The sequence below is a fragment of the Baekduia sp. Peel2402 genome, from assembly GCF_052567285.1.
The window spans coordinates 3,796,936-3,816,376 of the sequence record NZ_CP199582.1 but is presented as its reverse complement, the minus strand read 5'-3'; the positions used below and the strand labels follow the sequence as shown (position 1 = coordinate 3,816,376).

Here is a 19,441-nt window from a genome sequence, read left to right as displayed (position 1 = left end):
GACCCGAACGTTGTTCATCCCCCCATTGGGGGACAGACGCTCAAGTGGGATGCCGACGTCCCGAAAACCCGGGGGTCTTGGCGCGTCCGCGCTCTAGTCGCGCGGCACGAGACGCACCTTCGGGGGCATCTCGAACGGCACGGGCGGCGGCGCGTCGGCCGGGCGCAGGCGGGTGCGCCCCTTGCTGCGCACCAGCGGATGGCCCGCGAGCTCGACCTCGTAGAGCGCTTGGGCCGGCATCTGGAGGCCTTCGCGACGCATCTCCGCGACCGAGAGGCCCGCGTCTCCCGCCTCCTCGAGGAGCCTCAGCGCGAGGCGGCCGTCGGGGGTCGTGAGCGGGCGAGCGGATGACATGCGAGGAGGCAGGCTAACGCCATTCCCGGCGCATCGGGTTTCGATGCGCCCAGTCCGTGCCGGCGCGGCTGCGGAACCTCTCGTACGACGTTGAGGTGACTTTCAGGTTCGCGCGCTGAACTGCGGTCATGACCCCCATGACCTCCCTCCCCGACGTCGCCGCGGATCCCCGCACCGCGGTGCTCGACGCGCTTCCGCGGGTCTCCTACCGCGATCGGCGCCACGGCGTCGACGCCAAGCGCCCTGATCCCGGCCGGTACCTGGAGGTCGACGACGGCGACGAGCGGCTGCTGCTCCCGCTGCGGCCGGGCACCACGCACGTGGGCCGCTCGTTCGCGGCCGACGTGGTGCTCGACGACCAGTCGGTCTCGCGCCGGCACGCAATCGTCTACCAGCGCGCCACGAGCGTCCGGATCCTCGACGACCGCTCCGCCAACGGGACGTTCGTCAACGGCCGGCGCGTCACTGAGGCCGAGCTGAGCGACGGCGACGTGATCGTGCTCGGGCGGGTCGTCGTGACCTATCGGGACGTCGGCGCGTAGGTCTCGACGATATATCGCCGATAGTCTTGACAGTCGAACGTTCGCGATATATCGTGATAGTCGTTCGATAGGTCAAGACGAAAGGAGCACCACATGACTGGTGCCTCGCATGCAGCGCCGCACGGGCGCTGCCACCACAAGGGACGGGGGATGGGCCGCATGGCGATCCCCGAGTTGATGGCGATGATGGGACCCGGTCGCGGGTCCGAAGGTCGCGGCGGTCCGTTCGGCGGTCGCGGTGACTTCGGGTTCGGCGGCCCAGGCGGTCCGTTCGGGCCGGGCGGCCCGCGGGGCCGTGGGCGCCGCGCGCGCCGCGGGGACATCCGCGCCGCCATCCTCCTGCTGCTGGCCGAGGAGCCGCGCAACGGCTACGGCTTGATGCAGGAGATCGAGGAGCGCAGCGGTGGCGTGTGGCGTCCGAGCCCCGGCTCGGTCTACCCCGCGCTGTCGCAGCTCGAGGACGAGGATCTCGTCCGCGCCACCGAGACCGAGGGTCGCAAGTCGTTCGAGTTGACCGACGAGGGCACCGCCCACGTCGAGGCCAACCGCGAGCGCTTCGGGACCCCCTGGGAGACGGTCGGCGAGGGCGCGACCAACGAGCTCCACGAGCTCCGCCACGCCGTTGGGGCGTTGGCGGCGGCCGCGGTGCAGGTCGGCCAGACCGGCACGAAGGCCCAGCTCGGGGAGGCCAAGGCCATCCTCGAAGAGGCCCGGCGCGCGCTCTACCGCGTGCTCGCCGGCGACACGTCTGCCGAGGGCGACGCCCCGGCCGACGACGCCGACACCGAGTAGCCGCTCAGGACCCCTCTCCCCTCCGCAGCACCCATACGCGACGGCCCGCTTCCCCGGCGGGCCGTCGTGTTTCTACTTCAAGGGCAACAACTTGCCGGGGTTCAGGATGCCGGCGGGATCGACGCGGTCCTTGACCGCCCGGAGCAGCTCGACGCCGAGCTCGCCGTCCTCGGCCGCCAGCCACGGCGCGTGGTCGGCGCCGACGGCGTGGTGGTGGGTGAGCGTCGCGCCCGCGGCGGCGAGCGCGTCCATCACCGCGGCCTTCGCGCGCGTCCACTGGCCGACGGGATCGTCGGCGTCGCGGCGAGCGAGGACCGTGAAGTACAGCGACGCGCCCGCGGCGTAAAGGTGCGAGACGTGGCAGGCGACCAGCGGCGAGGAGCCGTCGAGGGCCTCACGCAGGACGTCGCCGACGCGGGCGTGCAAGTTATGCAACTCGCGCCACGAGGTCGCGGTCTCCAGCGTCTCGATCAGTAGGCCGGCACCGAGCAGCTCGTCGCGCAGACGCGGCGCGCGGAAGCGCCCGTGGCGCCAGGACTCGGCGGCTTGCTCGCCGAGGGGCACCGCGCCCGCGGCTTCGAGGATCGCCGTCGCAGCGGTCGCCCGGCGCTCCACGTCGTCCGCGAAGCCCTCCCAGCCGACCAGCACCAGGCAGCCGCCGGCGTGGTCTTCGCCACCGCCGCCGGTGGCCACACCCATCGCGGTCTCGACCTCGTCGCTCAGCCGCGCGAGGTCGGGCCGCGGCCCGCGCTGGGCGAGCGTCCGCAGCACCTCGACGCCCGCCGCCAGGTCCGCGACGCGCCAGCCCTCGTGGCGGCGGACCTCGGGGGTCGGCCGCACGCGCACGGTCACCGACGTCACGACGCCGAACGCGCCCTCCGAGCCCAGGACCAACTGCTTCAGGTCGGGGCCGGCGGCGCTGCCGGGCGCGCGGCCGAGGTCCAGGTCGCCGACGGGCGTCGCCACGCGCACGCGCTCGACCAGCGCGTCGAAGCGCCCCCAGCCGGTGGACAGCTGGCCGGACGAGCGCGTCGCCGCGTAGCCGCCGATCGTCGCCCGCTCGAAGGACTGCGGCACGTGCCCGAGCGTGAACCCGCGCGCGGCCAGCAGCTCCTCCGCACGCGGCCCGGTCACGCCCGCCTCCAGCGTCGCCGTCCACGAGATCTCATCCACCTCAACAAGCTGGTCGAGCCGCGCGAGGTCCAGCGCGATCACGGCCGCGAAGCCGCCGGGCTCGGGCGCCACGCCACCGACGACGCTCGTGCCGCCGCCGAACGGGACGACCGCAACGCCGTGCTCGGCGCACGCGCGCAGCACCGCGCCGACCTCGTCGTGGCTGGCCGGCAGGACGATCGCGTCCGGCACGCGCGGCGGCTGCGCGGAGCGCCGCACGAGGTCGAGGTAGGACATGCCGTTGGCGTGCGCGGCGCGCGCGGCCCCGTCCTCCACGACCTGCTCCGACGCTCCGCCGACCGCGGCGGCGAGGGCGGCCTTCGCCGCCTCGCTCAGCGCGCTCGGCCCCACCTCCAGCGCCACGGCCGCCGGAGACGGTCCGCCCTCCTCGATCGCAAAGGCCTGCTTCAACAGCGCGCGCAGCTCATCGCCCACCAGGGGCGCGTCGCCCGGCGGCAGCCACGCGGACGCAGGATCGAACACGTTCTCGCTCGTCACAGCCGACGATGTTACATTGTGGCTCGAAATGTCACACGGCCTGCTCAACGCCGCGCAGCGTGCCGCGGACCTCACCGCGCTGCGCGACGCCCGCGCTCCGCTCGACGTCCTCGTGATCGGCGGCGGCGTCACCGGCGCCGGCGTCGCGCTGGACGCGGCCACGCGCGGGCTGCGCGTCGCGCTGGTCGAGCGCGCCGACCTCGCGCACGGCACGAGCCGCTGGTCGTCCAAGCTCGTGCACGGCGGGGTGCGATACCTCGCCCAGGGCGCGGTCGGGATCGCGCTGGAGAGCGCGCGCGAGCGGCACATCCTGTTGACGCGCACCGCGCCGCACCTCGTCCGGCCGATCCGCCAGGCGATCCCGCTGACGGCGGCCATCAGCCAGAAGGCCGAGCGCGAGACCCGGATCGGGCTGGCGCTCGCCGACGGGCTACGCCGCGCGGCCGGCACGTCGGCGCGCACGCTGCATCGCGCCCACCGCGCCGACACCGCCGCGCTGCTGCGCCACGCGCCGGGCGTGGAGCGCAACGGCCTGCGCGGCGGGCTGGTCTCCTACGACGCGCAGCTGGAAGACGACGCGCGGTTGGTAGTGGCCTTGGCCCGCACCGCGCACGCCCACGGCGCGCGGATCGTCACCCGTTGCGCGGCGGTGCAGGCGACCGGCAGCGGCGCGCGCCTGCGCGACGAGCTCACCGGCGCGACGTTCGACGTCGACGCCCGGCACGTGATCAACGCGACCGGCGTGTGGGCCGGCGAGCTGACCGACGCGTTGAAGCTGCGCCCGTCGCGCGGAACCCACCTCGTCGTCGCGCTGGACGCGCTCGGCGGCCTCGGCGGACAGCTCAGCGTCCCGGTGCCCGGCGAGGGCAACCGCTGGGTCTTCGCGATCGCCCAGCGCTCCGGCGTGGCCTACGTCGGGCTGACCGACGAGGCGGCGCCCGGTCCGATCCCGGACGTGCCGGAGGCGCCACCGCACGACATCACGTTCTTGTTGAACACCTTGAACGCGTCACTGGCGCGACCATTGACGCGGGACGACGTCCTGGGCACCTACGCCGGGCTGCGCCCGCTCATCGAGGGCGACGCGACGAAGACCGCGGACCTCTCGCGCAGCCACGCGGTCGTTCGTGCCTCCGACGGGCTGCTGAGCGTCGTCGGCGGCAAGCTCACCACCTACCGCAAGATGGCCCAGGACGCGGTCGACGCGATCGCGCCGGACCGCCCGTGCCGCACGCGCAACCTGCCGCTGCTGGGCGCTGCGCCGCGCGACGCGCTCGCCGCGGTGGCCGCCCCGGCGCGCCTGGTCGACCGCCACGGCACCGAGGCGCCGGACGTCCTGGCCCTGGCCGGCGGCGACCCCGCGCTGCTGGAGCCGATCCTGCCGGGCTCCGACATCCTCAAGTGCGAGATCTTGCACGCGGCCGCCGCCGAGCTGGCGCTGGACGCCGACGACGTCCTGGACCGCCGCACCCGGATCGGGCTCGTCCCTGCCAATCGGCAGCGGGCGCGTCCAGCCGTCCAGGCGCTGCTTGACGAAGGTCGTCAAGCTTCCGCGGCGTGAGCGACGCCACGACCGACGCCATCCTCGACGCCACCCGCGCCTCGATCCTCGACTTCGGGATCCGGCGCACCACGCTGACCGACGTCGCTCGCCGCGCCGGGGTGAGCCGCATGACCGTCTACCGCCGCTATCCGGACGTCGACGCGGTCCTGCGCGAGTTGATGACCCGCGAGTTCCGCGCGGGCATGGAGGAGGTCGCCGCCGACCTCCAGGGCGCCGACGGCCGTGAGCGCGTCAAGAACCACATCTTGGCCACGGTCGAGGCGTTCCGCTCCAGCCCGCTGATGGCCAAGATCATCGACGCCGAACCCGAGCTACTGCTCCCCTACATCTTGGGGCGCATGGGCGAGACCCAGCGCGCGGCGATCGGCCTGCTGGGAGTGGAGATCGCCGACGGCCAGATCGACGGCTCGATCCGCGCAGGAGACACCCGCGTCTTGTCGCAGTCCCTGCTGCTCATCGCGCAGTCCTTCGTCCTTTCCGCCGGCATCGCCGAGGACGTGCCCGAGGCCGCGCTGCGCGCCGAGCTGGGCCGGATCGTGGACTGCGTGCTGGCGACCTAGCCGCCGCGCCCCCGACGCCGCTCAGCCGAGCGCGTGGATGAAGGTGATGAACAACACCAAGAGCACCAACAGCGCGAGGATCGCGGCGATCCGCGCGGCCCAGTCGGCGCGGGTGGACTCGGCCTCGTGCTCGCGGGGCACGCGCTGGACGGGGACGGGCGCCGCGACGCCGGCGGGCTCAGACAGCGCGCGGTCGCGCTCGTCCTCGGCATCGGCCAGCCGCTGACGGACCTCGGCGACGCGGGCATCAGCGCGATCGCGCTCGCGCTCGGCGGCGCGGGCCTCGGCGGCGGCGAGCTGGTCGCGGGCCTCGGCGGCGACGCGCTCGCCCTCGCGGCGCGCCCGCTCGACCTCGGCGTCAGCGTCACGCCGCACGGCGTCCCGCTCCGCCAACGCCTGCTCGCGGCGTTGTGCCGCACCCTCGGCAGCCTGCTCGCGCTCGCGCAGCTCGCGCCGCAGCGCATCGCGCTCGCGGACGACCGCGTCGCGCTCGGCCAGCGCGGCATCGCGCTCCGCGACCGCCGCCTCCCGTTCGGCGAGCGCCTCGTCGCGCTGGCGCAGCTCGCTGCGCACGACCTCCCGCGACGGCCGCGCGGACACCTCGCGCCGGGCCTCTTCCAGCGCCGCCGCCAGCCGGTCGCGCTCGGCGACCGCCGCGTCCCGCTCCGACCGGACCTCGTCGCGCTCCTCGCGCGTGTGCGCGAGACGCTGCTCGGCGCGCGCCGCCCGCGCAGCCTCGCGCTCATCGTCAGCCAGGCGACGCGCCCGCGGCTCGACCGGCGCAGACTCCACGACGGCCACGTCCTGCTGCGCCACCGCGTCCGCTTCCGCCTCGCCACCCAACGGCACCACGATCGACGGCGCCACCGCCAGCTCCAGCCCCGCGACGTCCGGCGCCTCGCCGCCCTTCCAGGGGAACGCGGCGGTCCACAGGCGACCGTCCTCCGCGGGCCACGGCTTGTGGTCGAGCGTGGCCAGCAGCGTCCGCTGACCGCCTCCGAGGACCAGCGCGGGACGCACGAAGCGCACCCCGCGGACGTCCGACCAGGTGCCCTCGACCTCCAGCCGGTCGTCGCCGACCGCCTCGACGCGGCTCAACGCGAACTCCGGGCTCATGGCGCCCGGTATGCCCCGAAGCCGCGCTCAGCTACCGCCGCGCGGTGTGGAACCCGCGCGCCATCACGCCGTCGAGCTGGTCGTCGGTGAGCGGCGCAGGCGCCAGCGGCGTGCGCTGGCCGTCGGCGCGGAGGCCGTCGAGCATGAGCGTGAGGTAGCGCCGCCAGATCTCCGGCGAGGCGTCCTGGGCGTAGTCCATGACCGCGGTGATCATCAGCTGCACGATCGGCAGGTCGGTGGTGACGACGTCGTCGCGCAGCTTGCCCGACGCACGCGCCCGCTCGAACAGCGCGTCGACGGCCGGCTTGATGCGCTCGCGCGCCCGGGCGACGCGGTCCTGCCCGTGCGCGGTGGAGAACACGAGCTCCTTCAGCGCACGGTCGTGGCAGTGCATCTCCAGCGCGCGCTCCATGAACGTCGTCAGCGCGTCCCAGCCGTCCGGGATCTCGGCCGCCTCGTGGGCGATCGCGCGGATCTCCTCGATCCGCTCCTCGAACAGCGCGTCGACCAGCGACTCCTTGTCGGGGAAGCGCCGGTAGACCGTGCCGACCCCGACGCCCGCGCGCTCGGCGACCGCGTCCAGGGTCGCGCCCAGGCCGCGCTCGCCGAAGACCTCGGCGGCGGCTTCCAGGATGCGGCGGCGGTTGCGCTCGGCGTCCGCGCGCAGCGGCTTGTGGTCAGCGGTCGTGCCCATGATCTGCGGACGAGCGTACCAAAAGCGGAGGAGTTATCTCCAGTTCTGTGCTAGCCTGTCGACAAGAGCGGAGGAGACACCTCCGCTTCCGAACTGCCACTCCTCTCCCCACCTCCCCTTTCATGACCTCTTCAGACCAACACCACGATCGCCGCTGGCTGATCCTCGCGATCCTCGGCATCGCCCAGCTCATGGTCGTCCTCGACGCGACGATCGTGAACATCGCGCTCCCCAGCGCCCAGAAGGACCTCGGCTTCGGCGACGGCGACCGCCAGTGGATCGTCACCGCCTACGCGCTCGCGTTCGGCTCCCTGCTGCTGCTCGGCGGCCGCATCGGCGACCTCTTCGGCCGCAAGTGGGTGTTCATCGCGGGCCTGATCGGCTTCGCCGTCGCTTCAGCGATCGGTGGCGCCGCCCAGTCCTTCGGGATGCTCGTCACCGCCCGCGCCGCGCAGGGCGTCTTTGGCGCGCTGCTCGCGCCCGCCGCGCTGTCGCTGCTGGCCACGACGTTCACCGACCCGTCTGAGCGCAACAAGGCCTTCGGCGTCTTCGGCGCGATCGCCGGCTCCGGCGCGGCCGTCGGCATGCTGCTCGGCGGCGTCCTCACCGAGACGCTCGACTGGCGCTGGTGCCTGTACGTCAACCTCGTCTTCGCGGTCGTCGCCGCGGTCGGCGCGTTCTTGTACATGGTCAACCAGACCCATCCGGACAAGGCCAAGCTCGACATCCCGGGCACGCTGACCGCGTCCGCCGGCCTCTTCGCCCTCGTGTACGGCTTCTCGCACGCCGAGCAGTCCAGCTGGGGCGACGCGACGACGCTCGGCTTCCTGATCGGCGGCGTGGTGCTGCTCACCGGGTTCATCGCGATCCAGCAGCGCGTCAAGCACCCGCTGCTGCCGCTGCGCGTGGTCCTGGACCGTGACCGCGGCGGCGCGTACCTCGCGATGGGCCTGTCGGCGATCGCGATGTTCGGCGTCTTCCTGTTCTTGACGTTCTACCTGCAGCAGACGCTCGGCTTCACGCCGATCCAGACCGGCCTGGCGTTCCTGCCGATGTCGTTCGTGATCATGGTCTCGGCGACGCTCGCCCAGACCCAGCTGCTGCCGCGCTTCGGCGCACGGCCGCTCCTAGGCATCGGCCTGACGCTCGGCGCCGTGGGCATGGTCTTCCTGACCGGCATCGGCGTGGACTCGTCCTACTGGACCCACGTGCTGCCTGGCCTGCTGATCATGGGCATCGGCTTGGGCAACGTGTTCGCCCCGGCGATCTCGAGCGCCACGCTGGGCGTCGACGCCAACGACGCGGGCGTCGCCAGCGCCACCGTGAACGTCATGCAGCAGGTCGGCGGCTCGATCGGCACGGCGTTGCTGTCCACGCTGGCCGCGAGCGCCACGACGAGCGCGATCACCGACGCTGGCCCCCGCGCCACCGCCGAGGTCGTCGCCCAGGCCGCCGTCCACGGCTACACGACCGCGTTCTACTGGTCGGCCGCGATCTTCGCGGTGGCCGCGGTCATCTGCACCGCCTTGATCCGCCCCGGCGTCCACGAGCCGTCGACCGTCGGCGAGCCCGTGCTGGCCCACTAGGAGCGGACCGAAGAACGGATCGGGAGAGGATCCGAGGATGGCGTGGTGGCCGTCGGAAACGGCGGCCACCTACGCCTGATCGCCTTCGCCTCTCGCCGCGTCGCAGCTCGGTCTGACCGCACGGTCGTGACCGTTCCGCTGCGCTAGACGCTGCCGAGCGGCGGTTCACCCATGTCGACCCCTTCGGGACCGATCACGTACTCGGTGTCGTTGCCGTCGAACTTCACGTGGAGCTCCAGCCGGCCGCCGAGCGCCGCAGCGTACTTCTCCAGGGTGGACAGCAGGATGTCGTCCTCACGCTCGATCCGCGAGACGTTGGCCTGCGTCATCCCGAGCTTCTCGGCCAGGTCCTTCTGCGTGACCTTGCGCCCCTGACGCAGCTCCCCGAGACCCATGACGAAGTCCTCCTCCTTCTCCAGCTTCGCCATCCGCCCCGCCATATCGGGGTCCCTGCGAAGGGACTCAGCGTAGACGTCCTCCCACCTGTGCAGCTTCATCGGCTCTTGCCCTCCTCGTCGATCGTGCGCAAGTATTCGTCGTACAGAGCGTCCGCCCGCGGGACGTTGCGCTCGTACCAGCCCGTCCAATCGCCCGACTTGTCTCCGCCAAGCAGGATGATCGCCCGCCGATGAGGATCGAAGGCGTACAGCGCGCGAAGATGACTGCCCACCGCGCGCAACTCCTTCATGTTGTGGTGGCGCGAGGACCTGACCGTCCAGACCATGCGGCGAACGTACAATGCATACCTTGTACAAGGTACACGTTGTTGGTGACAACCTCCAGCAGCTAGTGCGACAAGATCGCGCGGGCGCCCTTGAGCGTCGCCGCCGCCGTCGCGCGGCACGCGAAGAACGCCACCGGCACGAGCAGTAGGCCGAGCATCGCGCGGGTAACCGTCGGTGCCGCACCGTGGTCGTGGAGGAAGCGCAGGACCTCGGTCGGCTGGTCGTCGTCGTCCGGGAGCGACCACCACCACAAGGGCGAGGTCAGGAAGCCGAGGGCGAGCGACCAGGCCGTGGTCGCGATCGTGAAGCCGGCGATGCCGATCGGGAGCAGCAGCAGACCCCAGAGCGCGTCGCGCCAGGCACCGACGTCGGTCCCGGCGGCCTTCGTCCGGGCCAGCGGGCCGCCGGTCCACGGGCGCGGCGTGCGCTGGATGCGCGCCGCGCCGCCGCCCGCGAGGTTCGCCCGCGCCCGCTCGGCATCGCCCATCCAGCGCGCGGCGTAGAGCGTCGCGAGCAGGACGGGGATGCCGAGCAGCGTGATCGCCAGGCCGGCCGCCAGGGAGAAGCCGGTGACGAGCACCGTGAACGTGACCACGCCGGCGGGGAGACCGGCGAGGAGGTAGAGCGCGTCGCGCCCGGCGGTCGCCGCGACGCCGGCCGGCCGCGGCAGTGGGGAGGAGGAGAGGGTCGTGGTGGCCATGTCCTCCATGCTCGTCGTCCGGCGCCCCGCCCACCATGCGGCGCGCTGGCGTCCTCGCCCTCCGGAAATCCCGACCATCTAGCGTGTCGGCCCCATGGAGACCTCCGTCGTCAACGAGCCCGAGGCCGAGCGCTACGCGATCACCGCCGACGGCGCACCCGCCGGCTTCACCCAGTACCGCGAGCGCCCCGGCCTGATCGCCTTCGTCCACACCGAGGTCGACCAGCGCTTCGAAGGCCAAGGCATCGGCAGCACGTTGATCCGCTTCGCCCTCGACGACGCCCGCGCCCGCGGCCTCACCGTGCTGCCGTTCTGCCCGTTCGTCAACGCCTACATCCAGCGCCACCCGGACGAGTACGCGGACCTGGTGCCCGCTGACTGGCGCGCGAAGTTCGGCCTCGGCTAGCGCCCGACCGCCGAGCCGCTGCCGTCGCCGAACTGCTCGCGCAGCTCGCGCTTGAGCAGCTTGCCGGACGGGTTCTTGGGCAGCTCGTCGACGAAGTGGATGGCCTTGGGCAGCTTGAACGGCGCGAGGTGCTCGCGGGCGTGAGCCAGGAGGTCGGCCTCGGCGACGGGCTCACGCGTGACGACGACCGCGGCGATCGCCTCGATCCACTTCTCGTGCGGCGTGCCGATCACCGCGACCTCGGCCACCGCCGGGTGCGTGTAGAGCGCCTCTTCGACCTCGCGGCTGGCGACGAGCACGCCGCCGGTGTTGATGACGTCCTTGACGCGGTCGACGACGAAGATGAAGCCCTCCTCGTCAACCCGTACAAGATCGCCGGAGTGAAACCAACCGCCGGCGAAGGCCTCTTCGGTCTCCTCCGGCTTGTCCCAGTAGCCGGCGCACAGCTGCGGCGAGCGGTAGAGGACCTCGCCCTGGCCGCCGGCCGTCACGTCGTTGCCGTCGTCGTCCACCACCTTGATCTCCACGAACAGCACCGGCCGCCCGGCGGAGTCGGGGCGGTCGTCGTGCTCCTCTGGGCGCAGGGCGGTCGCCAGCGGCGCGATCTCAGATTGGCCGAAGGCGTTGTAGAAGCCGACGCCCTCCAGCGCGTCGCGCAGTCGCTGAAGCACCGGCACGGGCATGATCGACGCGCCGTAGTAGGCCTTCTTCAAGGCCGACAGGTCGCGCGTGGCGAAGTCCGGGTGCTCGCTGATCGCGATCCAGACCGTCGGTGGCGCGAAGAGCGAGGTGATCTTGTCGCGCTCGACGCGCTCCAGGATGTCGGCCGGGTCCGGCTTCTCGACGACGTGGTTGACCGCGCCGAGCATCAGGTAGGGCATCAGGAACGCGTGCATCTGCGCCGAGTGGTAGAGCGGCAGCGGGTGCAACGGGACGTCGTCGGCGCGCATGTCCAGCGCCACGACGCAGGAGATGTACTCGTGGACGAACGCGCGGTGGGTCATCATCGCGCCCTTCGGCGCGGCGGTCGTTCCCGAGGTGTACAACAACTGGACCAGGTCGTCGTCCTTGACCGTGACTCCTTCCAACGACGGCACCTCGCCCGTCAGCGCCCAGGCCAGCACGTCGTCCAGCGGGTCCGCCCCGTCTCGCAGCGTGCCGATCTTGCGGACGTCGCCGAGGTCGTCGCCGATCGCCTCGACGGCCGGCACGAGACCCGGATCGGCGAACAGCCCACTCGACCGGGACTGCTTGACGATGTAGGCCAGCTCCGACCCGACCAGGTTGTAGTTGATCGGGACGTGGACGAGCCCGGCGCGCGCGCAGCCGAGGTAGAGCAAGAGGTAGGCGTCGGAGTTCGTGCCCAGCGCCGCGACCCGGTCGCCGTGAGCGAAGCCCGCCTCCAGTAGCCGGCCGGCGATGCGGCTGACGGCGTCGTCCAGCTCCTCGTAGGTCCAGCGGCGCTCGCCGAACACCAGCGCGGTGCGGGTCGGCCAGCGTCGGGCGCTGCGGCGGACGAGGTCGGCGACCGTGCTCGGCATCTCGAGGGACATGCCGACAACGCTATCCGCCCGTGGACCCCCGGATGACGAGCTCCGACGGCAGGACGACGTTCTTGGGGCGTTTGCCCTGAAGACGGTCGTGCAGGAGGCCGAAGGCGGCGGCGCCGAGCGCCTCCGGATCGAAGCGCACGGTGGTGAGGTCGAGCAGCCGGGCGACGTCGAGGTCGTCGAAGCCGACCACCGCAACGTCCTCCGGCACACGCAGCCCGAGCTGACGGGCGGCGGCGATCAACCCCGACGCCAGCAGGTCGTCGTCCGCGAGGAACGCGCTCGGACGGCGCGGGTCCTGCAGCAGCCGGCGCCCTTCCGCGATCGCCGCCTCCGCCGCGAAGTCCGCCTCGCCAATGACCATGTCATCCGGGTTGATCCCGAGCCGGTCGAGGTGGGCCGCCCAGCGGCCGTGACGGCGCTCGAACGTCTGGCCGCCGGCCTTGGAGCGCAGGTAGCCGATCTCGCGGTGGCCACGCTGCGCCAGGTGCGCCAGCGCCGCGTCCGCACCGGTCTCGCTGTCCAGCCGGACGAACGGGATCCGCGGCTGCTCGTACTCGACGATGACGACCGGGCGACTGCCGGGCTCGCGCAACGGTCGCGGGACCTTCGCGGCGAAGAACAGGAAGCCATCGATCGTGCCCTCGGCGAGCGCGACCGCCGAGGACTCGCGACCCTCGGTCCCGTAGTTGTCGTCGATGAGGACGACGACGTGGCCGGCCTCCCGCGCGGCCTGCTGCGCACCGCGGAGCGTCCGGCCGAAGAACGGATGCGTGACGTCGCGCACGACGAGCCCCACCGCCGACGCCGTCCCGCTCCTCAGCGCCCGCGCCGCCGCGTTGGGCCGGTACCCCAGCTCCTTGGCCGCCGTCCGCACGGCATCCGCCGTCGACTCCGACACCCGCCCCGGCGCCTTGCCCGACAGCACCAGCGACACCGTCGTCTGCGAGACCCCGGCCCGCTTGGCGACGTCGACGCTGGTGACCTTCCGTGACCGCGCGGAGGCGGCGCCGGAGACCGGCCGGGGCTGGCGGGCGTTGGAGGCGATCACCGGATCACACCACGCCCGGCCGACCGACGCCCGCCGGCCCGTCACGAACCGAATCTTGCACCCGCTCCGTCATACGTAGTACCGTAATACGTATGACCCCTCCCCACCTCCATCGTTCTTCCGGCCTCCTGGCCCGCTCCGCACTCGTCGCGCTCGTCCTCGCGGGGTGCGCGACCAGCGCCGCGTCGCAGCAGGACACGTCGACGACCGCCCTCACCCGGACCGCTGTTCTGGCCGGCACCGACGCCGTGCCCTCCGCGATCGCCGCAGCCGCCGGGCCGGGCGTGACCGTCCGCCACTCCCGCGGATCGCTCGACGCCCAGGCGCAGGCGACCCGCCTCGCGGCCGAGGGCTTTACGACCATCCACGCCATCGGCGCAGAGGCTCGCACCGCCGTCGCCCAGGCCGCTTCCGCCGAGGTCGGCGACGAGCGCACGGTCTGGCGCACGCACTAAGCGCCGGGCGCCGCCTTCGCGGCGTCTTGTTACAAGGGGTCGCCCTTCCCAGCCGGAGCACAGCACTGGGCGACCCCCTGATGCGCCCTGGGCGCCGTCGCGGCAGCCTGCTACGCATGCTCCCCTTCTCCAGCGCCTCCCCTCGCACGACGCTCATCGCCCTCGCCGCCGCCGGCCTCCTCGCGCTCCCCGGCGTGGCGTCCGCGGCGACGGTCAGCTCCGACGGCACGACCGCGACGCTGACCGGCACCGAGAGCGTCGACCTCGTCGACGTCCACTTCTACGAAGGCAACCTCCAGGTCTCCGGGACGGTCACCGCCGGCCCGGGCTGCACCGCCGAGGAGTTCGGCGGCGGCGTGACCTGCCCCGGCGGCTCCGGCGGCATCGTCGCCAACCTCGGCGGCGGCGACGACAAGATCCACTCCTACCTGCAGGACGCGCCGTCGCCCCGGTACGGCCGCTACGACCTCGGTGCCGGCAACGACTTCGCCGAGGGCTACGGCTCGGAGGTCGTCAACGGCGGCCCGGGCAACGACGAGATCGACGGCCTCAGCGGCGACGACGAGCTCGACGGCGGCGATGGCAATGACAAGGTCAACGGCGGCGCGGGTGCCGACGTCGTCCGCGGCGGCAACGGCGACGACGTCCTGACCTCCGACCCCATGGAGGACCGCAGCGCCGACGTCATCGACGGCGGCCCGGGCCGCGACTCGATCACCGACTGGATGCGCGGCGACCCCGCGACCGAGCAGCTCGTCACCGTCACGCTCGACGGCGTCGCCGATGACGGCTTCCCGGGCGAGGGCGACAACGTCACCAACATGGAGCTCGTCGAGTCCTATGGCTCGCTGCGCTTCGGCGGCACCGAGGGCGACGACGTCGCGACCGCTTCCGAGGTCGGCAACCGCGCCGAGCTCTCCGGCAAGGGCGGCAACGACAAGCTCAAGGGCACCGACGACGACGACACGATCGACGGCGGCTCCGGCAGCGACGACCTGACCGGCGGCTACGGCAACGACACGATCACCGGTGGCCCCGGCCAGGACAAGATCGTCGCCGACCGCGACGGCCGCTGCAACGAGCTGCACTGCGACCTCAGCCCCGGCAGCGCCGCCGACACGATCGACGCCGTCGACGGCGAGCTCGACACGATCTCCTGCGGCCCCGGCCCCGACACCGTCAAGGCCGACCCGCAGGACGTCGTCGCCGCCGACTGCGAGACCGTCACCCGCGCCGGCGCGGCCACCAACAACAACCAGACCGGCCCGAACGCCAACGGCAACGGCACCAAGAGTGGGACCGCGACCAAGCGGCTGACGATCGGCGCAACGCCCTCGCTGAAGGCCTTCCTCAAGAACGGCCTCACCGTCACGGTCAGCGGCCGCAAGGCCAACACCAAGGTCGCCGTCTCGGCCAAGCGCGGCGCCACCGTCGTCGCCAAGGGCTCGGCCAAGGCCTCCAAGAACGGCACGGCCAAGGTGAAGGTCAAGGTCACCAAGGCCGGCAAGCGCAAGCTGCGCAGCGCCAAGACCGTCAAGCTCACGGTCGTCGCGGGCGCCGACAAGCTCACGATCACGCTCAAGCGCTAGCCGCACCACCGCAAAGCGCGGCGAACCTGCGCATGCGCCGCCAAGCGCGTGTGCGCCAGGTTCGTCGCGCCGTTTTGTGATCTTCCGGGCGCAGCGGTGTCCATGCCGAGGAAACGGCCCATCTCGGCCCGTAGACGCCTAGCCGCGCCGCCGAACCTCAGCCCTTGGGCGGCGCGGCCTGGCTTTTACGCGGACGTGAACTGGAATTTGTTTCAGCGCGGTTATTGCACACAGCAGTGAGTGTCGTTACAGTGCCGCGCCACTCGTCACATCCGAACCGTCGGCGGACTGCGGTCCACCGGCCGGGGACGCCATGTCGCTCACGCCGCCTCACCCATCCGACCGCACGACGCCTTCCCCGGCACCTACCGAGGAGGATCCGGACGCTCGCTTGGAGGACGCGGTCATCGCAGCGCGCGAGGCAGCGATCCGCGCGTTCACCGACAAGCTCGACGGCTCCGGCGCCACGCTTGCCGAGGTCCGGCTGATGATCACCGCCACGCGCGGCAACCCGTCGACGGAGTACTCGACCAGCGAAGTCCGATTTGCCGCGCCGGACGGCGTCGCGATCAGCCATCACGACAAGGTCGCGATGGCGCTGGCCAGCATGAAGGCCGTCTCGCCGGAGATCTACACGACGATGATGGCCGGCATCTCGCGCGGCCGCCGGGTCACCCTTGGAGGACTGCGCGCGTGCCTCAAGGCGGCGGCGCGCTAGTCGGAGGCCGGCTCGCCGGCCGTTGCGACGATCGCCTCGAGCGTCTGCACCAGCGTCGGCCATCCGCGATACCGCGACGCGTACACGCGCCGCAGCAGGTTGGGGGACGCCTCAGCCGGCTCCTGGCGCACCAGCTCGATCATCCCCGCGGCGGAGAGTGCCCGCATCGCGTGGTTGACCCGGTCGAAGGGCTCGTCGAGCTCCTCGGCCAACTCAGATGCACTGCGCGGGCGCGCCTCGAGCGCCAGCAAGATCGGCAGCCGCACGGGATGGCGGAGCTCCGCCAGCATGCGAGCGGCATGGTCGGACACGGCGTCCACGCGCTCGCTCAGCATCTCCCGACGACAGGAGCGTGAAACCCAACATGGCCTCGGCCCGCGAGCAGCAAAAGCGACGCAAGACCCTTCGCCCTCATCCCGCGCGCGACCAGATCGTGGACGCGATGCGCAGCTACGGGCAGCCCATCAGCCCGACGCGGCTGGCGGAGGTGACCAGCAACACCCTCGGCTCGGTGGCCTACCACGTGCGGACGCTCTTGGCGGCCGGCGTCGTCGAGCTGGCCGAGGAGGGCCGCGTCCGCGGCGCGGTCGAGCACTTCTACGCGCTCGTGCCCGAGAACGAGTCGGAGATCAACGACCCGCTCGTCGGACTCCAGAAGCTGTGCGGCGTGCTGACGCTGCCGACTGGCGAGAACGGCTACCCGCAGCCGGTGCCGCTGGACCCCGAGGCGCGCGCGCAGATGCAGAAGATCCTGGACGCGATGCGCCCGAAGGTCCAGCGCATCGTGCGCGAGACCGCCAAGCGCGCCGCGACCGGTTAGCGCGAGCCAGCTCACCCGGTCGTCGTCTCTTCCGGGGCCGGCGCAATCAGCGGCGCGACCGACGGCTGCAAGGCATAGGACTTGGTCGTTCCGTCGGCCAGCGTGACGTCCAGCGAGGCGCCCGCGAGGGCGTCCTCGCGCACGACCGAGATGTAGGTGTTGCCCGCGAACCGCACGGGACGCTGAACGCCGGCGGTCGTGAGCGTCACGCCGGTGACGGCGTCGGTCGTCACGCCGAAGACCACCGCCCGCGCCGGGAGCTTGCCGCGCGCGGGATAGTGGTTGACGACGTAGCCGGCCGGCTCCTTGCTGAGGTCCTGGCAGACGCCCGTGGCCGCAACTTCGGTCGCCTCGACCTCGCCCGCGGGGTCGAGCTGGCCGAAGCGCCCGCCCGCGGTCCGGCCGGCCTCGGGGCAGATGAGCCCGGACTTCGACCGGTAGACGCGGATCGCGAACGCGGGCCGTCCGTCCGGGTCCGTGGCCGTGACCGGCACGCGCGCGCCGGTGCCGTCGGGCTGGATGTTCGGCGGGCTGACGGCGGTGTCCGGGTCGACCTGCGCGGTGATCGCCGACGCAGACGCGACGCCCGCGACGACGGCGGCGACCAAGGCGAGGAGGACGATCAGGCGACGTCGCATCAGATGCACCGGTTGGGCGCGTAGTGGAAGTGGCCGCTGAACAGGCCCGAGGCATAGGTGTAGGCCGATCCGGCGCACTCGGTGTAGTTGCCGTAGTTGCGCGACCAGGCATTGCAGATCCCGGCGGGGCCCGTCGCCGTGCCGCCACGCCAGACCCCGTAGCTGTAGATCGCGCACTCGTGGTAGCCCGAGTTGCAGCCGTCGTCGACGCGGGCGAAGAAGCTGCCGTCGGTGTAGTCCGCGCCCTCGAGGAACCCGTGCCCGACGCAGTTGGTGTGGTAGCTCGGGTCCGCGGTCGCCACGCGGACGATCGCGCCGAAGGAGAACGCGCAGAGCAGGGCGAGCATGATCACTCCGAAAGAGAGTCGATTGCTACCCGATGCCGCCCAAGTGCTTCCGTTCCTGCTCATTTGAAGCACTAGGGAGGCGAGCGCGGAACTTGTGACAAACGCTCGGCGATGAGTTCTGTGACCGGCGCTGTCAGAGCGCGCCTACGCCGGTTCAGGAACTCAGCACTTTCTAAACCCTTTACTGGTATGGGAGGATCACGCCGGGATGCGGGGTCGGCTGCGAGACTTAGGGCATGTACGGCGGCGTTCAGGCTTCGTCGGCGCGCGCGAGAACCCCGCGCGGTTCGCAGACGTCTATGTCGAGTACCACGAGCAGGTCCTGCGCTACTTCGCCCGCCGCACCCTGGATCCCGAGACCGCCTTCGACCTGATGGCCGAGACCTTCGCCGAGCTGTTCGCCCACATCGACGAGTTCCGCGGGACTACCGAGGACTCCGGCCGCGCGTGGATGTGGACCGTCGCGCGCCACCAGCTCTACCGCTGGCGCGAGCGCGGGGTGGTCGAGAAGCGCAGCCTGGAGCGGCTGGGGATCCCGATCGCGACGCTCGGGCCGGCCGAGTACGAGCGCATCGAGGACCTGGCCGACCTGCAGCGCGTGCGCCCGCAGCTGGCCGACGCGCTCGACCGGCTCGGCGCCGAGCAGCGCACCGCGCTGACGCTGCGGGTCGTCGAGCATCGCGGCTACGACGAGATCGCGCGCGCCTGCGGTGCCAGCGAGGAGGTCGTCCGCGCCCGGGTCTCGCGCGGGCTGCGGCAGCTGGCGAAGTCGCTAGCCGAGGACGAGCCCACCGAGCCCCAGGAGCTGCTCGCGTGAGCGACCGGATCCCGCCGGAGCACCCCGCCGCGAAGTCCTTGGAGCACGCGTTCCGATCGCTCGGAGCGGAAAGGGCGCAGGAGCGACGCCGCGGCCGCAGCGGCCGCGTGTGGCGGATCGCGATCGCGACCTTGGCGCCGGTCCTCGCGGTCGCCGCCGTCGCGACCGGGACGAAGGTCTTCACCGGCGATGGCGACGCAGTGCCGTCCGACCGCCGCGGGACGCCGGACCCGAAGGGCGAAAGCCGCCTGACGCCAAGCGCCCGGCCGCTCGCGCTGGCCGTGGTCCGCGACCCCAGCGGCGGAGCGCCGTGGGGCATGCGGGCCTATCGCGGCACGACCGGCCGGACCTGCCTGGCAGTCGGGCACGTCGTGCGCGGGCGGCTCGGGCTTGTCCGGTCCGGGCAGTTCAAGGAGCTCCCGGCGAACCTGGCGCAGACCTGCGGGCGTATGGGGGACTTCCACTTCATCTTCGCCCGCCAGGAGACCGCCGGCGGCATCAACGTGCTCTACGGTGCCGTCGACCGCAGCGTGCGCCGTCTGCACCTCCTGCGCAGCGCGACCGGGCGCACCTGGGAGGTCGACATCGCCGACGACGGCACGTTCATCGTCGCCCGCGACGGACGGCAGGCGTTCTTCCACCAGCTCCTGATCGCAGACGGGTCCAGCGGCCGTACGTCACAGCCCGTCGATCCCACCTGATCCCGCAAACTCCGGCCCTTCCCGCGCCCGACCCGACCACAGCCC

General features: G+C 72.2%; 24 protein-coding genes. 12 read left to right on the top strand and 12 right to left on the bottom strand.

The features are described from left to right. Positions 1 to 93: 93 nt before the first annotated feature. A complete protein-coding gene (locus ACT01A_RS18620) occupies positions 94 to 354 on the bottom strand; it encodes a hypothetical protein (protein ID WP_445148590.1) in 261 nt (86 codons plus the stop codon). 137 nt (positions 355 to 491) lie between these two features. Here ACT01A_RS18620 and ACT01A_RS18615 point away from each other — a divergent pair, with 137 nt between their 5' ends. Next, positions 492 to 896, top strand: coding sequence for an FHA domain-containing protein (locus ACT01A_RS18615; protein ID WP_445148589.1), 405 nt, complete (start codon positions 492 to 494; stop codon positions 894 to 896). A 159-nt stretch (positions 897 to 1,055) separates the two neighbouring features. Further along, on the top strand, positions 1,056 to 1,688 hold the full coding sequence (locus ACT01A_RS18610; protein ID WP_445148588.1) for a PadR family transcriptional regulator: 633 nt from the start codon (positions 1,056 to 1,058) through the stop codon (positions 1,686 to 1,688). Between the two features lie 72 nt (positions 1,689 to 1,760). On the opposite strand, the gene ACT01A_RS18605 is transcribed toward ACT01A_RS18610, so the two are convergent. Beyond that, positions 1,761 to 3,359 carry an FAD-binding oxidoreductase gene (locus ACT01A_RS18605; RefSeq protein WP_445148587.1) on the bottom strand — a complete coding sequence of 533 codons (1,599 nt, stop codon included), beginning with the start codon at positions 3,357 to 3,359 and terminating at the stop codon, positions 1,761 to 1,763. Positions 3,360 to 3,387: 28 nt separating this feature from the next. Between ACT01A_RS18605 and ACT01A_RS18600 the strand changes: the two genes are divergently transcribed. Further along, positions 3,388 to 4,920, top strand: a complete 1,533-nt coding sequence (locus ACT01A_RS18600) for a glycerol-3-phosphate dehydrogenase/oxidase (protein ID WP_445148586.1) — start codon at positions 3,388 to 3,390, stop codon at positions 4,918 to 4,920. After that, the gene (locus tag ACT01A_RS18595; RefSeq protein WP_445148585.1) at positions 4,917 to 5,483 is read left to right on the top strand and encodes a TetR/AcrR family transcriptional regulator; all 567 of its coding nucleotides are present in this window, start codon (positions 4,917 to 4,919) and stop codon (positions 5,481 to 5,483) included. Before ACT01A_RS18600 ends, ACT01A_RS18595 begins: the two co-directional genes overlap by 4 nt. Before the next feature lie 21 nt (positions 5,484 to 5,504). Here ACT01A_RS18595 and ACT01A_RS18590 read toward each other — a convergent pair whose 3' ends face one another. Together ACT01A_RS18590 and ACT01A_RS18585 are read right to left on the bottom strand one after the other, a co-directional pair. Further along, positions 5,505 to 6,599, bottom strand: coding sequence for a hypothetical protein (locus tag ACT01A_RS18590; RefSeq protein WP_445148584.1), 1,095 nt, complete (start codon positions 6,597 to 6,599; stop codon positions 5,505 to 5,507). 31 nt (positions 6,600 to 6,630) lie between these two features. Then, complete coding sequence (locus tag ACT01A_RS18585) at positions 6,631 to 7,293, bottom strand: TetR/AcrR family transcriptional regulator (RefSeq protein ID WP_445148583.1); 663 nt, start codon at positions 7,291 to 7,293, stop codon at positions 6,631 to 6,633. A gap of 122 nt (positions 7,294 to 7,415) precedes the next feature. Between ACT01A_RS18585 and ACT01A_RS18580 the strand changes: the two genes are divergently transcribed. Beyond that, on the top strand, positions 7,416 to 8,879 hold the full coding sequence (locus ACT01A_RS18580; protein WP_445148582.1) for an MFS transporter: 1,464 nt from the start codon (positions 7,416 to 7,418) through the stop codon (positions 8,877 to 8,879). A gap of 143 nt (positions 8,880 to 9,022) precedes the next feature. Here ACT01A_RS18580 and ACT01A_RS18575 read toward each other — a convergent pair whose 3' ends face one another. The 3 genes from ACT01A_RS18575 to ACT01A_RS18565 all read right to left on the bottom strand — a co-directional run bounded on the left by ACT01A_RS18575 (position 9,023) and on the right by ACT01A_RS18565 (position 10,304). Continuing rightward, positions 9,023 to 9,307: a helix-turn-helix domain-containing protein gene (locus tag ACT01A_RS18575; RefSeq protein ID WP_445148581.1), complete on the bottom strand. Its 285-nt coding sequence runs from the start codon at positions 9,305 to 9,307 to the stop codon at positions 9,023 to 9,025. Positions 9,308 to 9,372: 65 nt separating this feature from the next. Then, positions 9,373 to 9,603, bottom strand: a complete 231-nt coding sequence (locus ACT01A_RS18570; protein WP_445148580.1) for a type II toxin-antitoxin system RelE/ParE family toxin — start codon at positions 9,601 to 9,603, stop codon at positions 9,373 to 9,375. Between the two features lie 62 nt (positions 9,604 to 9,665). Continuing rightward, positions 9,666 to 10,304, bottom strand: a complete 639-nt coding sequence (locus ACT01A_RS18565; RefSeq protein WP_445148579.1) for a sensor domain-containing protein — start codon at positions 10,302 to 10,304, stop codon at positions 9,666 to 9,668. A gap of 94 nt (positions 10,305 to 10,398) precedes the next feature. Between ACT01A_RS18565 and ACT01A_RS18560 the strand changes: the two genes are divergently transcribed. After that, the gene (locus tag ACT01A_RS18560) at positions 10,399 to 10,710 is read left to right on the top strand and encodes a GNAT family N-acetyltransferase (protein ID WP_445148578.1); all 312 of its coding nucleotides are present in this window, start codon (positions 10,399 to 10,401) and stop codon (positions 10,708 to 10,710) included. Here the strand turns inward: ACT01A_RS18560 and ACT01A_RS18555 are convergent. Continuing rightward, positions 10,707 to 12,263 (bottom strand): acyl-CoA synthetase, encoded by a 1,557-nt coding sequence (locus ACT01A_RS18555; RefSeq protein WP_445148577.1) that lies wholly within the window; start codon positions 12,261 to 12,263, stop codon positions 10,707 to 10,709. The two genes, ACT01A_RS18560 and ACT01A_RS18555, sit on opposite strands and share 4 nt — an antisense overlap. A gap of 10 nt (positions 12,264 to 12,273) precedes the next feature. After that, on the bottom strand, positions 12,274 to 13,356 hold the full coding sequence (locus ACT01A_RS18550; protein WP_445148576.1) for a LacI family DNA-binding transcriptional regulator: 1,083 nt from the start codon (positions 13,354 to 13,356) through the stop codon (positions 12,274 to 12,276). Between the two features lie 47 nt (positions 13,357 to 13,403). On the opposite strand from ACT01A_RS18550, the gene ACT01A_RS18545 reads away from it, so the two are divergent. The 3 genes from ACT01A_RS18545 to ACT01A_RS18535 all read left to right on the top strand — a co-directional run bounded on the left by ACT01A_RS18545 (position 13,404) and on the right by ACT01A_RS18535 (position 16,073). Continuing rightward, positions 13,404 to 13,766: a hypothetical protein gene (locus ACT01A_RS18545; RefSeq protein ID WP_445148575.1), complete on the top strand. Its 363-nt coding sequence runs from the start codon at positions 13,404 to 13,406 to the stop codon at positions 13,764 to 13,766. A gap of 116 nt (positions 13,767 to 13,882) precedes the next feature. After that, positions 13,883 to 15,355 (top strand): hypothetical protein, encoded by a 1,473-nt coding sequence (locus ACT01A_RS18540; RefSeq protein WP_445148574.1) that lies wholly within the window; start codon positions 13,883 to 13,885, stop codon positions 15,353 to 15,355. Between the two features lie 391 nt (positions 15,356 to 15,746). Then, the gene (locus ACT01A_RS18535) at positions 15,747 to 16,073 is read left to right on the top strand and encodes a hypothetical protein (protein ID WP_445148573.1); all 327 of its coding nucleotides are present in this window, start codon (positions 15,747 to 15,749) and stop codon (positions 16,071 to 16,073) included. Here ACT01A_RS18535 and ACT01A_RS18530 read toward each other — a convergent pair. After that, positions 16,070 to 16,363, bottom strand: a complete 294-nt coding sequence (locus ACT01A_RS18530) for a helix-turn-helix domain-containing protein (RefSeq protein ID WP_445148572.1) — start codon at positions 16,361 to 16,363, stop codon at positions 16,070 to 16,072. The two genes, ACT01A_RS18535 and ACT01A_RS18530, sit on opposite strands and share 4 nt — an antisense overlap. Before the next feature lie 74 nt (positions 16,364 to 16,437). Between ACT01A_RS18530 and ACT01A_RS18525 the strand changes: the two genes are divergently transcribed. Continuing rightward, the gene (locus ACT01A_RS18525; RefSeq protein ID WP_445148571.1) at positions 16,438 to 16,893 is read left to right on the top strand and encodes a hypothetical protein; all 456 of its coding nucleotides are present in this window, start codon (positions 16,438 to 16,440) and stop codon (positions 16,891 to 16,893) included. An 11-nt stretch (positions 16,894 to 16,904) separates the two neighbouring features. On the opposite strand, the gene ACT01A_RS18520 is transcribed toward ACT01A_RS18525, so the two are convergent. Next, complete coding sequence (locus ACT01A_RS18520) at positions 16,905 to 17,531, bottom strand: hypothetical protein (protein WP_445148570.1); 627 nt, start codon at positions 17,529 to 17,531, stop codon at positions 16,905 to 16,907. Continuing rightward, the gene (locus ACT01A_RS18515; RefSeq protein ID WP_445148569.1) at positions 17,531 to 17,884 is read right to left on the bottom strand and encodes a hypothetical protein; all 354 of its coding nucleotides are present in this window, start codon (positions 17,882 to 17,884) and stop codon (positions 17,531 to 17,533) included. Before ACT01A_RS18515 ends, ACT01A_RS18520 begins: the two co-directional genes overlap by 1 nt. Positions 17,885 to 18,086: 202 nt before the next feature. Here ACT01A_RS18515 and ACT01A_RS18510 point away from each other — a divergent pair, with 202 nt between their 5' ends. Both ACT01A_RS18510 and ACT01A_RS18505 read left to right on the top strand, forming a co-directional pair. Then, positions 18,087 to 18,695: an RNA polymerase sigma factor gene (locus ACT01A_RS18510; protein WP_445148568.1), complete on the top strand. Its 609-nt coding sequence runs from the start codon at positions 18,087 to 18,089 to the stop codon at positions 18,693 to 18,695. Next, positions 18,692 to 19,396 carry a hypothetical protein gene (locus ACT01A_RS18505; protein ID WP_445148567.1) on the top strand — a complete coding sequence of 235 codons (705 nt, stop codon included), beginning with the start codon at positions 18,692 to 18,694 and terminating at the stop codon, positions 19,394 to 19,396. Before ACT01A_RS18510 ends, ACT01A_RS18505 begins: the two co-directional genes overlap by 4 nt. Positions 19,397 to 19,441: the final 45 nt, after the last annotated feature.